Source organism: Pseudomonas paraeruginosa PA7 (genome assembly GCF_000017205.1).
Lineage (GTDB): Bacteria > Pseudomonadota > Gammaproteobacteria > Pseudomonadales > Pseudomonadaceae > Pseudomonas > Pseudomonas paraeruginosa.
Genome location: NC_009656.1, coordinates 5,220,791 through 5,233,322 on the forward strand (window position 1 = coordinate 5,220,791; position 12,532 = coordinate 5,233,322).

Annotated in this window: 10 protein-coding genes; 1 reads left to right on the forward strand and 9 read right to left on the reverse strand. The window is 67.4% G+C overall.

What is annotated here, in order from left to right; genetic code table 11:
* Nucleotides 1–359 precede the first annotated feature (359 nt).
* The 6 genes from PSPA7_RS24215 to pmbA form a co-directional block, all read right to left on the reverse strand.
* Complete coding sequence (locus tag PSPA7_RS24215) at nucleotides 360–1,262, reverse strand: ZIP family metal transporter (protein ID WP_003155104.1); 903 nt, start codon at nucleotides 1,260–1,262, stop codon at nucleotides 360–362.
* A 66-nt stretch (nucleotides 1,263–1,328) separates the two neighbouring features.
* Nucleotides 1,329–1,943: a superoxide dismutase gene (locus tag PSPA7_RS24220; protein ID WP_012077233.1), complete on the reverse strand. Its 615-nt coding sequence runs from the start codon at nucleotides 1,941–1,943 to the stop codon at nucleotides 1,329–1,331.
* A gap of 12 nt (nucleotides 1,944–1,955) precedes the next feature.
* Nucleotides 1,956–2,405 (reverse strand): DUF2753 family protein, encoded by a 450-nt coding sequence (locus PSPA7_RS24225; protein ID WP_012077234.1) that lies wholly within the window; start codon nucleotides 2,403–2,405, stop codon nucleotides 1,956–1,958.
* A gap of 28 nt (nucleotides 2,406–2,433) precedes the next feature.
* Nucleotides 2,434–3,810 (reverse strand): class II fumarate hydratase FumC, encoded by a 1,377-nt coding sequence (fumC, locus tag PSPA7_RS24230; protein WP_012077235.1) that lies wholly within the window; start codon nucleotides 3,808–3,810, stop codon nucleotides 2,434–2,436.
* Nucleotides 3,803–4,198, reverse strand: coding sequence for a hypothetical protein (locus PSPA7_RS24235; protein ID WP_003155111.1), 396 nt, complete (start codon nucleotides 4,196–4,198; stop codon nucleotides 3,803–3,805). Before PSPA7_RS24235 ends, fumC begins: the two co-directional genes overlap by 8 nt.
* Nucleotides 4,199–4,348: 150 nt before the next feature.
* Nucleotides 4,349–5,698 (reverse strand): metalloprotease PmbA, encoded by a 1,350-nt coding sequence (gene pmbA / locus PSPA7_RS24240; RefSeq protein ID WP_012077236.1) that lies wholly within the window; start codon nucleotides 5,696–5,698, stop codon nucleotides 4,349–4,351.
* A gap of 98 nt (nucleotides 5,699–5,796) precedes the next feature.
* On the opposite strand from pmbA, the gene yjgA reads away from it, so the two are divergent.
* On the forward strand, nucleotides 5,797–6,321 hold the full coding sequence (gene yjgA, locus PSPA7_RS24245) for a ribosome biogenesis factor YjgA (protein ID WP_003156633.1): 525 nt from the start codon (nucleotides 5,797–5,799) through the stop codon (nucleotides 6,319–6,321).
* A gap of 30 nt (nucleotides 6,322–6,351) precedes the next feature.
* On the opposite strand, the gene tldD is transcribed toward yjgA, so the two are convergent.
* Genes tldD through PSPA7_RS24260 form a run of 3 tightly spaced genes read right to left on the reverse strand, consistent with a single transcriptional unit; the run spans nucleotide 6,352 to nucleotide 12,522 of the window.
* A complete protein-coding gene (tldD, locus tag PSPA7_RS24250) occupies nucleotides 6,352–7,794 on the reverse strand; it encodes a metalloprotease TldD (RefSeq protein ID WP_012077237.1) in 1,443 nt (480 codons plus the stop codon).
* A 2-nt stretch (nucleotides 7,795–7,796) separates the two neighbouring features.
* Nucleotides 7,797–8,645, reverse strand: a complete 849-nt coding sequence (locus PSPA7_RS24255; protein WP_003156636.1) for a carbon-nitrogen hydrolase family protein — start codon at nucleotides 8,643–8,645, stop codon at nucleotides 7,797–7,799.
* A gap of 49 nt (nucleotides 8,646–8,694) precedes the next feature.
* Nucleotides 8,695–12,522 (reverse strand): YhdP family protein, encoded by a 3,828-nt coding sequence (locus PSPA7_RS24260; RefSeq protein WP_012077239.1) that lies wholly within the window; start codon nucleotides 12,520–12,522, stop codon nucleotides 8,695–8,697.
* Nucleotides 12,523–12,532: the final 10 nt, after the last annotated feature.

Genomic DNA, 12,532 nt, shown 5'->3' on the forward strand with positions numbered 1-12,532 from the left:
AAGGGCAAATATCCAATAAAACCTTTACAATTCAACACTTTACAAGCTGAACCAAAGCATGCGAAGCGGTCAACAACCGCTTCGACGAAGGCGAATAGCCTCTCTTCCGCCACTGAAGAAAAAAGCCGCCAACTGGCGGCTTTTTCGTTTCCTCTGTCCCGTCCTGAATAAGGTTTACACCTCCCATGCCGATTCTCCGGAGAGCTAGATGAAGCAAGGTGTAAAGCGCACACAGCGAGATTACTCACTGTCTTTTAAATTGGCCGTCGTTGATCAGATCGAAAAAGGCGAACTGACCTTGCCCAGTCCTGAGCAGGTGTAAACCTATTTCAGGACTAGACATCCCTTCCGCTCGGCAACTAGCCCAGCGCGGTATCCAGCACCATCATCAGGCAGAAACCGAACACCAGGCCCAGCGTGGCCTCGGCGGCATGCCCCTGGCGATGGGACTCGGGAATGATCTCGTGGGTGACCACGAAGAGCATTGCCCCCCCCGCCGCCGCAAGGCCCCAGGGCAGGAGCAGCGCGGAGAGACCGACGAGCCAGGCGCAGAGCACGGCGAACAGCGGCTCGACCAGGCCAGACGCGGCGCCGACCAGCATCGCCTTGAACCGCGACATGCCGACCCCGGCCAGCACCAGCGCCACCACCAGCCCTTCCGGCACGTCCTGCAGGGCGATGCCCAGGGCCAGGCCGTTGGCCTCGTCCAGGCCGGCCCCGGCCGAGACGCCAACCGCCATGCCTTCAGGGATGTTGTGCAGGACGATCGCCGTGACGAACAGCAGGATGCGCGGAGGGATCCCGCCGGACAGGGGCGCGCCCTCGCGGCCGGGATGCACGTCCGGCATCAGCCGACCGAGGACGAACAGCCCCATGACGCCCAGGGCCAGGCCGAGGCTGACCAGGAAACCGGCGCCGAACCTGGAGTAGCCGAGGTCGCCGGCCGCGGAAAGCGCCGGCATGATCAGCGAAAAGGCCGTCGCCGACAGCATCACCCCGGCGCCGAATCCCAGCAGCGCATCCGACAGGCGCGCCGGCATGGTCCTTACCACCAGCACCGGCATCGCCCCCAGAGCGGTACCGAAGGCGCACAGCAGGCCGCCCTTCAGCGCCAGCACGACGGGTGCCGGGAGGTTGAGTTCGGCCAGCAACAGCGCGTGGCGACCGAGCAGATAGCCGCCACCGATGAAGATCAGCAGGCCAAGCAGGTTGCGCAGGGGCCGGGCATGGCCCTCGGCGATGCTATGCAGCAAGGCTTTCATCGCACCTCCGCGACACGGGCCACACCGGGGCAGCGCCGCAGCCGCGCCCACCCTCCTTCACGGACATCAGCGGGCCAGAGCCTGCGCATAGCGACGCGCGACCTCCCGCCAGTCGATCACGTTGTAGAACGCGCCGATGTATTCCGGGCGGCGGTTCTGGTACTTCAGGTAATAGGCATGTTCCCAGACATCCAGGCCGAGGATCGGCGTGTTGCCGTTCATCAGCGGGCTGTCCTGGTTACCGCTGCTTTCCACCAGCAGCCTGCCCTGCGGGGTCACGCTGAGCCAGGCCCAGCCGCTGCCGAAGCGGGTCAGCGCGGCCTTGGTGAAGGCCTCCCTGAACGCTTCGAAGCCGCCGAGTTCCTGGTCGATGGCCCGCGCCAGATCTCCCTCCGGATGGCCACCACCCTCGGGCGACATCACCGTCCAGAACAGCGAATGGTTGGCATGCCCGCCACCGTTGTTGATTACCGCCGGGCGCAGGTTCTCCGGCAGCCCGGCCAGTTGCAGCAGCAGGCTTTCCACCGGCTGCCCGGCGTAGGGCGTGCCTTCCAGCGCGGCGTTCAGGTTGTTCACGTAGGTCTGGTGGTGCTTGCTGTGGTGAATCTCCATGGTCAGCGCATCGATGTGCGGTTCCAGGGCATCGTAGGCATAGGGCAAGGCTGGCAATGCATGCGGCATGGAAACTCTCCGTCAGTGATAGCGAAGTGAGGGGGGCGGAGCGAGGAACTCGGGGCGGACTTCCGCATTCGGCGGTCCCTTGAGCAGGCGCTCGGTGCGTGGATAGGCGCCGTGCTCGCCGATGAACGACAGCAGTTCGACATAGGTACGCCGGCTATGATGCTGGGCCGCCAGGCGCAGGGCCTGCGGCAGCTTCTGGTCGGCGCTGACCCGCAGCAGGCGCTCGTGGCAGGCGCAGAGGTACTCGGCGGTCTCCTCCGGCTGCTCCAGTTGCAGATGCAGGTCGGCCAGGTTGTGATGGGAGATGACGAACGCCATCACCGCCTCGTCCGGATCGCCCCAGCGCTCCAGCAGGACCTGGGCCAGCGCCAGGGCGTGGAGATAGTGCTCGCGCGCATCGATCAATGCGCCGGTGACGAAGCAGCGGTTGCCCTGTTCGATCGTACGTTGCCAATGACGCATGGCCGGGACCTCCAGTACTGGGGCGGCCTCAGAGGCCGCCGGCCGTGAGTTTCTCCGGATCGAGCAGCGCCTCCAGGCGCGCGCGGTCCAGGTCGGTGTTTTCCAGTGCCACATCGATGATCGGCCGGGCTTCGCGATAGGCCTGCTTGGCGATCTCCGCGGCCTTCTGGTAACCGATGATCGGATTCAACGCGGTGACCAGGATCGGATTGCGCGCCAGCGCCTCGCCGAGCCTAGCCTGGTTGACCTTGAAGCTGGCGATGGCCTTGTCCGCCAGCAGGCGGCTGGCATTGGCCAGCAGCTGGATGCTGTGCAGCAGGTTGTCGGCCACCAGCGGCAGCATCACGTTCAGTTCGAAGTTGCCCGACTGGCCGGCGACGGCGATGGCGGCGTCGTTGCCGATCACCTGGGCGGCGACCATGGCGGTGGCCTCGGGGATCACCGGGTTGACCTTGCCGGGCATGATCGAGGAACCCGGCTGCAACGCTTCCAGCTCGATCTCGCCGAGCCCGGCGAGCGGGCCGGAGTTCATCCAGCGCAGATCGTTGGCCAGCTTCATCAGTGTCACGGCGAGGGTCTTCAGTTGGCCGGACGTGGCGACCGCGGTGTCCTGCGAACCGATCAGGGCGAAGAAGTCGTCGCCGGGACGGAACGCCAGGCCGGTCAGGTCGTTCAGCTCCTGGCTGAAGCGCTCGGCGAACTGCGGATGGGCGTTGATCCCGGTTCCCACCGCGGTGCCGCCCTGGGCCAGTTGCTGCAAGGCCGGCAACACGCCCTCGATATGTCCGGCGGCCTGCCGGACCTGCTGCGCCCAGCCGCCGAGCACCTGGCTCATGCGCACCGGCATGGCGTCCATCAAGTGGGTGCGCCCGGTTTTCACGTAGGCGTGCACTTCGCCGGCCTTGCGCTCGATGGTCTGCTCCAGGTGGCGCAACGCCGGCAGCAGGCGTTCGCCGATCTCGAGGGCGGCGCTGATGTGGATGGTCGACGGGATGATGTCGTTGCTGCTCTGCCCGCGATTCACATGGTCGTTCGGATCGACCTTGTCGCCCAGGCGCCGGCTGGCCAGGGTCGCCACCACTTCGTTGGCATTCATGTTGGAACTGGTACCGGAGCCGGTCTGGAACACGTCCACCGGGAAGTGCTGCATGAAATCTTCCTGGAGCAATTGCAGGCAGGCCTCGGCGATCGCCTCGCCCATCGGTGCGTCCAGTTGCTGCAGGGAGACGTTGGCCCGCGCCGCCGCGGCCTTGGCCAGCAGCAGGGCACGGACGAAGGCCTGCGGCATGCGCTGGCCGCTGACCGGGAAGTTGTTCACCGCGCGCTGGGTCTGGGCGCCATAGAGGGCGGTCGCCGGGACCGCCAGTTCGCCCATGCTGTCGCGTTCGATGCAGGTATCAGTCATCTTGGTTTCCTTGTTGCGGATGATCGAAGCTCATCGACGGCACCAGGTCTTGCCTGGCCATCCGTACCGAGAGCTGGCGCAGCCGGCGACGCTGGCTGCCGTTGGTGGTCAGTCGCTGCAGTTCGCAGAGGGGCCGGTAGGCGTAGTCGAGACAGAGGCTGCGCCAGTGCCAGGGCAATGCCGGATCGCGACCGGTAGCGAGCAGGAGGTTGTAGGTCTTCTCGAACAGTGGCCAGGCGGCCATGCCTTCCCAGCCGGCGAGATAGCGAGCCTCGCCGAAGTACTGGTCGAGCAGGCGCGGTTCGTCGGGAGCGAGCGCGCAGCGGATCTGCATGCCCAGCCAGTACCAGTGATCCAGTGCTTCCGGGTCGTGCGTCTCGACGGACATGGCAACCTCACTAGACGATAATGAGATTGATTATTGTTTTCTTCTTTCCAAAACACAAGCCATGGGACCGATAGAACCCGGCAATCGATCAGGCGCAAAGCAAAACGCCAGCGACAGGCGCTGGCGTTCGGAAGAAGCTGGGGCGGGGGGTCAGCGGCCGGCAACCATCATCGACTCGACAAGCACCGAACCGGTGTGCAGGTTGCCGCGTCCCTCCACGTCCTTGCCGATCGCGACGATGCGGCGGAACAGGTCGCGCAGGTTGGCGGCAATGGTGACTTCCTGCACCGGGAACTGGATCTCGCCGTTCTCCACCCAGTAGCCGGCAGCGCCACGGGAGTAGTCGCCGGTCACCAGGTTGACCCCCTGCCCCATCAACTCGGTGACCAGCAGGCCGCGCCCCATGCGTCGAAGCAGGGCGGCCTGGTCCTCGTCGCCATGGCTGACGAAGAGGTTGTGCACGCCACCGGCGTTGGCTGTGCTCGGCAGGCCGAGCTTGCGCCCGGAGTAGGTACCCAGCACATAGGAGACCAGCTCGCCGCTCTCCACGAAGGGCTTGGCGTAGGTGGCCAGGCCGTCGCTATCGAAGCTGGCGCTGCCGAGCGCACCGACCAGGTGCGGACGCTCGTCGATGCTCAGCCATTCGGGGAACAGACGCTGGCCCAGCGCACCTTCGAGGAACGACGACTTGCGGTACAGGCTGCCACCGGAAATTGCCCCGAGGAAATGGCCGAACAGGCCGACGGCGATTTCCGGGGCGAACAGCACCGGGACTTCCGCGGTCTGTACCGGGCGGGCGCCCAGGCGGCTGGCGGCGCGCTCGGCGGCGCGCCGGCCGATGGACTCGGCGCTGGCCAAGGCCTCGCCGCGACGATTGACGTCGTACCAGTAGTCGCGCTGCATCTGCCCCTCGCCCTCGGCGATCATCACGCAACTGAGGCTGTGTCGGGTGCTGGCATAGCCTCCGATGAAGCCGTGGCTGTTACCGTAGACCCGACAGCCCTGATGGGTATTCAGGGTGGTCCCGTCGGCCTTGGTCACCCGCCTGTCGGCGGCGAACGCCGCCGCCTCGCAGGCCAGGGCACGCTCCACGGCCTGCTCGGGAGTCAGGCTCCAGGGATGGTAGAGATCCAGTTCCGGCAATTCACGGGCCATCAGCGCCGCGTCGGCGAGGCCGGCGCAGTCATCCTCGGAGGTGTGCCGGGCGATCGCCAACGCCGCCGCCACGGTTTCGCGGATAGCCGCCTCGCCGGTCGCCGAAGTGCTCGCCGAGCCTTTGCGCTGGCCGGCGTAGAGGGTGATGCCGAAACCCTGGTCGCGGTTGAACTCGACGGTTTCCACCTCGCCCTGGCGCACGCTGGTGGACAGCCCCTGCTCCAGCGATACCGCCACTTCGCAGGCACTGGCGCCCTGGCGGCGGGCCTCGGCGATGATCTGCTCGACCTGCTCGCGAAGGTCCGGAAGAACGGCGGGACCGACTGCCGCGGCATGTAGACTCATCTGTTGGTTCTCCTGTAGACATGGCCGCCTACGCGGCCGGGCCGGACAAGCGGCCCCTGACTCGTTATCATGGCGGCGTTTTCCACTGGACCACCACCATGGCTGAATTTCACGACGACGACGCGCAATTCGAAGAGAAGAGCAAGTCGCAGATCAAACGCGAGCTGCATGCCCTGCAGGACCTCGGCGAACGCCTGACCACCCTGCAACCGCAGTTGCTGGAGCGCCTGCCGCTGACCGACCCGCTGCGCAAGGCCGTGCTCGACGCGCCGAAACACAAGGCGCACATCGCCCGCAAGCGACATATCCAGTACATCGGCAAGCTGATGCGCGACCAGGACGTGGACGCCATCGTCGCCCTCATCGAGCAGGTGGACACCTCCACCCGCCAGTACAACGAACGCTTCCACGCCCTCGAACGCTGGCGCGACCAGTTGATCGCCGGCGGCGACGCCGCGCTCGACGCCTTCGTCGGCGAATTCCCCGACTGCGACCGCCAGCATCTGCGCAGCCTGGTCCGCCATGCCCAGCACGAAGCCGCGCACAACAAGCCGCCGGCCGCCGCGCGCAAGGTGTTCAAGTACATCCGCGAGCTGGACGAGACCAAGCGCGGCTTGCGCTAGGTCCCGCAACGCCGGCCTCTGGGCCATGCCTCAGGCGCCGGTACCGCCGACGGTGATCGCATCGATCTTCAGGGTCGGCTGGCCGACGCCGACCGGCACCGACTGACCGTCCTTCCCGCAGGTCCCCACGCCACTGTCCAGCGCCAGGTCGTTGCCGACCATCGAGACCCGGCTCATCGCCTCCGGGCCATTGCCGATCAGGGTCGCGCCCTTCACCGGGGTGGTGATCCTGCCGTTCTCGATCAGGTAGGCCTCGCTGGTGGAGAACACGAACTTGCCGCTGGTGATGTCCACCTGGCCGCCGCCGAGGTTGGCGCAGTAGATGCCCTTCTCCACCGAGGCGATGATCTCCTGCGGATCGCTCTCGCCTGCCAGCATGTAGGTGTTGGTCATGCGCGGCATCGGCAGGTGCGCGTAGGACTCGCGACGACCATTGCCGGTCCGCGCCACGCCCATCAGGCGGGCGTTGAGCTTGTCCTGCATGTAGCCCTTGAGCACGCCGTTCTCGATCAGCACGTTGCAGTTGCTCGGCGTGCCTTCGTCGTCGACGCTCAACGAGCCGCGGCGCCCGGCCAGGGTGCCATCGTCGACGATGGTGCACAGGCTCGAGGCGACCTTCTCGCCGACCCGGCCGCTGTAGGCGGAACTGCCCTTGCGATTGAAGTCGCCCTCCAGGCCGTGGCCTACCGCCTCGTGCAGCAGTACCCCCGACCAGCCGGCGCCCATGACCACCGGCAGGGTACCGGCCGGCGCGGGAATCGCCTCGAGGTTGACCAGCGCCTGGCGCAGGGCCTCGCGGGCGTAGCCCATGGCGCGGTCTTCCTGGAGGAAGTAGCGGTAGTCGGTACGTCCTCCGCCGCCGTGGCCGCCACGCTCGCGGCGGCCGTTCTGCTCGACGATCACGCTGACATTGAAACGCACCAGCGGACGGATGTCGGCGGCCAGCGAACCGTCGCTGGCGGCGACCAGGATCTGCTCCCAGACCCCGGCCATGCTCACCGTGACCTGCTGGATGCGCGGGTCGAGGGCGCGGGTCGCGGCATCGATCTTCTTCAGCAACTCGACCTTCTCGGCGCGGCTGAGCACGTCCAGCGGGTTCTCCCCGGCGTACAGGCGAGCCGGCAGCACGGCCTTGAACGCCTGCACGCTGCCGTTCTGTCCCGCCCGGGAAATCGAGCGGGCCGCCTGGGCGGCCTGCTTCAGCGCCTCGCCGGTGATCGCGTTGCTGTAGGCGAAGCCGGTCTTCTCGCCCGACTGCGCACGCACCCCGACGCCCTGGTCGAGATTGAAGCTGCCTTCCTTGACGATGCCGTCCTCGAGCATCCACGACTCGGAGACCTGGCTCTGGAAATACAGATCGGCGGCATCGACGCCGGGGCCGCTCAGTTCATGCAGGATACCGGGCAGGCTGTCCAGCTCCAGACCACCGGGGGCCAGCAACTGCTGGCTGACGGATGACAACAACTCGCTCATATTCACTCCGTACGCGCCGGCCGTGGTTCGGCCGGCGGGAAAAATCGTCTGTGCGCCACCACCGGCATGCGCCGACGGATATCCGCCTGTTCTGCGGCGTCGCGCGCCGCCAGCAGCACCGCTTCGCCCTGCGGCCGCTCGGCCAGGACCCGTCCCCAGGGATCGACGATCGCCGAGTGACCGAACGTCTCGCGGCCCCGCGGATGAACGCCGCCCTGCCCGGCCGCCAGCAGGTAGCACTGGGTCTCGATGGCGCGCGCGCGGACCAGCACTTGCCAGTGCGCCGCACCGGTCACCGCGGTGAATGCCGACGGCGCCGTGATCAGCTCCGCGCCGGCCTCGCGCAGCGCGGTATAGAGCTCCGGAAAACGCAGGTCGTAGCAGACCGTCAGGCCCAGGCGACCGACCGGCGTATCCGCCACCACGATCTTCTGACCAAAAGCATAGTCGTCGGATTCACGGTAGCGGCCCCGCGCATCGGCTACATCCACGTCGAACAGGTGCAGCTTGTCGTAGCGGGCGACCCGCTCGCCATGTTCGTCGAACAGCAGCGAACAGGCATTCGCCTTCGCCTCGGGCTGGCCTTCGGGCGGCAGCGGCAGCGTGCCGGCGACTATCCACAACCTGAGGTCGCGGGCGGTGGAATTCAACCAGGGCAGGATCGGCCCCTCCCCCCGTGCCTCGGCCCGACCGAGTTCGGCGAGGTCACGGCGGCCCATGGCGGCGAAGTTCTCCGGTAACACGACGAGGCGCGCGCCGCCCTCGGCGGCCTCTTCGAGCAGCCGACGGGCGGCGGCCAGGTTGGCCATCACGTCGTCCTGGCTGACCATCTGGATCACGGCAATGGACATGCGTTCCTCCACGCGGGCGAGAACGCCCCGGCGCAGCACCGGACGGCGCTCAGCGGGGCTTCTCGAATGGCTTGTCGAAACTGATCTTCGGGTCCTGCCAGGGGCCCTTGACGCTGTATTGCACGCTGGCGAAACGCGAGACCCGGTCGCCGAGCAGCTTGTCTACGACGAAGACCGCGCCACCGACCGCCGGACCGCCGACTATCAGTGCCGCCAGGGTCAGGTTGTTGGTCAGTGGCAGGGTCACCAGCAGCTTGGCGTCGACCCGATCGTGAGCCAGGTCCAGGGTACCGTTCAACTCCAGGTTGCTCGAAGGCCCTTCCAGCTTCAGCGGCTCGCGGGTGATGTAGACGCCGTCGGTGGCGGAGAGGACCCCCTTCACCCGGTCATAGCTCAGGCCCTTGCCGAGGATGTCCGAGAAATCCAGGCGCAGGCGGCGGTTGATCGCGTTGAAGTTGAGCAGGCCGAACACCCGCAGCGCCTGGGCGCCCCCCTCGACCTCGACGAACTGGCCCTTGCGCAGCGATGCATCCATGCTGCCGCTGAAGCGTTTCAGGGCCATGTAGGCCGGCGATCCAGGCCACTGGCCGTTGATATCCATGCGGAAACGCTCGCTGGTGGCGCTCGGCGCGAAATTCCAGGCCTTGAGCACATCCGCCAGGTTCTTGCCCTCGATCCGGCCCTGGTAGGTGCTGCGGGTATTGCCCGGACTGCCGTCCCAGCGCAGGCTGCCGTTGACGTGCAAGCCACGCAGGTCGAGGTCCAGGTCGTTGAACGCCACGCCGTTGCTGCCCGGCCGCACTTTCAGGCTCCAGGCGCCCAGCGGCTGGCCGCCGAGGGCGACCTGGCCGATCTTCACGTCCACCGCCGGCAGGCTGCGCGGGTCGACGGCGGCCAGCGGGTCCGTGTCCTGCATCTTGTCCTCGTCGGGCAGCGTCGTTTTCGGCAGGTTCAGGCGGTCGAGATCGACCATGATCGGCACGCCCCGGGCATCCGGCAGGACCACCCGGCCCGAGGCGAGGTCGCTGACCAGTACCAGTTGCCAAGCCCGCTCCTGGCGCGCCAGATCGACGGTGAGGTTCTTCAGTTGCTGGCCGAAGCCCTTGAAGCTGTCGATGCGCAGTTCGGCTCCGCGCAGCACGCCGCCAGCTGCGCCGGCCTGGCCGCCGCCGGCGTAGCGCTTGAGTGTCGCCTGCCAGGCGTCCCAGTCCAGCTCCGCCAGGCGCCCGCGCACCCGCAATCCGGGCGCCGAGGGCAGCAACGCCGGATCACCGCCCAGGCGCAGGGCGCCGCGTCCGTTCAGCGGCTTGTCCGCCGGGGCCGCATAGGCCAGGCTGGCGAGGCCGTCGTAGCGCGCCCAGTAACGCCGCTCGGCGCCATCCAGGGTCATCCGCCACTCGGTCGGCCGCGCCTGGGCGGCCGTCTTGCCGAACGGCGCCGGCAGGTCGACCACGGCGCCCTTGAGGTCCGAATTGACCTGCAACTGGCTGTCCTTGCCATCCAGCAGCAGGTTGAGCTGGTACGGCAGGCGCCCCGAGACCGGCAAGGGACGCTGGCCAGCGCCGAGCCAGTCGCTCAGCGATCTGACCGCCACCTGGCCGTTGAGCAGCAAGCGCGTGCGCGCATCGCCGCGCCCCTCGGCGACGATTCGCCCGCGTACCTCGCTGCCCAGCACCCGCGCCTGCACCGCCGGCGCGCTCAGGCCCTTGGCCAGGTCGAAGCGGAAGTCGCCCTTCACTTCGCTCATATCCAGTTTCGGACTGGGCATCTTCAGGGTCGCGCCCACGGTGGAGAAATCCACGACCACCCCGGTCTTGCCGGCCTCGTCGTGGTCCAGCGGAATATCCAGCTTCAGGTTGCCCTGCAAAGGCCCGTCGCCCTCCCAGCCGGCGAAGATCTTGCGGGTCGGGATCGGCGCTTCCTGGAGCAGCTTGATCCCGTCCTTCAGGTTGCTGTCGACGGCGCCATCCACATACAGGTGCGGCGTCTGCCCCGGACGGCCGAGAGGTATGTCGACCTTGACATCGCTGACCCGGGAGTTCAGCAGGTTCCCGCCGGAGGCCAGCACGCGGACCCCGGAGTCCTCGACGAACACCTCGCCGACCGTTTTGCTCAGGGCGGGCCAGCCGGGCTGGTAGGCCAGTTCACCGTCGCGGACCTTGAAATACAGGTTCATCACATGGGCCTCGGGCGCCGCCCCGCGGTTCAGCGAGCCCTGCCACTGGAAATAGCCCTGGTCGACGTGGCCGCCGCGGATCGCGGTCTTCAGCCAGTTCGCCAGGCTCTTGTTCATCCCCGGCAACCGGGTCGGCAGGTACTTGGCGGTGAAGCGCGCGTCGCCGTCGCTGAGGCCGACCTGCAGGTCCATGTAATCTTCAGCGCCGGGATCACGCATCAGACGGATCAGCATGTCGCCGGCCAGGCTGCCCTCCTCGCCCTCGACCCGCATCAGGTGGCTGCCGAGGGTGAAGGCCCGCTCGTCCAGGCTCCAGAACATCCGCGTGCGGGCCTCGCGGTAACGCCACGGTTCGGGAAACACCTTGGCCAGGTGCAGCATGAAATCCTGCGCCGACGCGTCGAGCTGGCCTCCGGCCAGGGTGCCGGTCAGCGTGCCGCTGACGTTTTCCACCGCCGGGACTTCGTGGAACGCCGAGATACCGACCTTTTCCAGGTTGGTCGCGTAGCTGACCCGCTCGGGCAGCGCTCGCTGCGGCCAGAAGTCGGCGTTCAGGTTGTGCAGGACGCCCTTCGGCTTCAGGCCCGCCATCCACTCCGCCGCCGCGTCCGGCAATGGCGCCAGCGCTTCTATCGCCGGCACCAGGGGCGTCAGGTCGACGCGGTCGGCCTGCAGCTTCCAGTGCGACTCGTTCTGCTGCTGGTCGCGACGCAACAGCAGCTCCACTTCGCCCCAGCGCTGCTCGCCGAAATTCGCCGCGAGATCGCCAACGCGGACCTTCCAGCCCTGCGCCTCGCGATCGAAGAACAGATTCATGCCCAGGTCGTTGATTTCCACCGGCTGGCGCGCGGCGTACGACGCCTTCAGCTGCGGCGCCAGCAGCCGCGCCACCAGCCGTTGCGCCTTACCGTCGCGCCAGTCGAACCAGAAATCGCCGCCGGCCTTGGCCCGTGCGATCTTCCACTCCCCCGTCAGGCCGGCCGGCAGCCACTGCGCCCAGTCGCTCTGCGGCAGGCCGAGATAGACCCGGGCGTTGCTGCGCAACCAGTCCTCGGGCTTGATCCGGCCTTCGGCGTGCAGCGCCAGGGGCTGGCCATCCGGCAGCGTCAGGCGGGCATCGAGGCGCTGTCCGGCAACGGATGAACTGCGCAGGGTCGCGCCGAGCGCGCTCAGGGACAGCGTCTTCCGCCCACGCGGCGCCACTTCCAACTGGCTGTCGAGCAACGAGATGCGCTGGGTCTGCAACAGGAAGTTGAGGAGTTGCCGCGGATCGCTCGGCTTGTCGCTCCGTGGCAGGCCGTCCAGGCTCCACTGGCCGTCGGCGCCTTCGCGCAGGGTCAGTTTCAGCCCTTCAAGCTCCAGGCTGGCGATCCGCGCCTGGCGCGCCAGCAGGCTGCCGAGCAGGTCCGGCACCACCCTGACCCGCGCCAGGCGCAGGCCCTGCGGGTCTTCGCCGAGCTGGATGTCGCGCGCCACCACCAGGGGCTCGAAACCACGCCAGCTACCGCTCAGCTCGGCGATACGGACCGGGATGCCGAGCTGCTTGCCGGCCTCGTCCTCCAGTTGCTGGCGGTACTCGGCCACCAGCGGCACCAGTTGCCGCCCAAGGCTGACATACAGCGCCAGCAGCACCAGCACCAGGGCGCACAGACCCAGGAGGATCCGCAGCAGTCGTGTTCCGAGGCTCGCCACATCCACCATTTCAGCCATC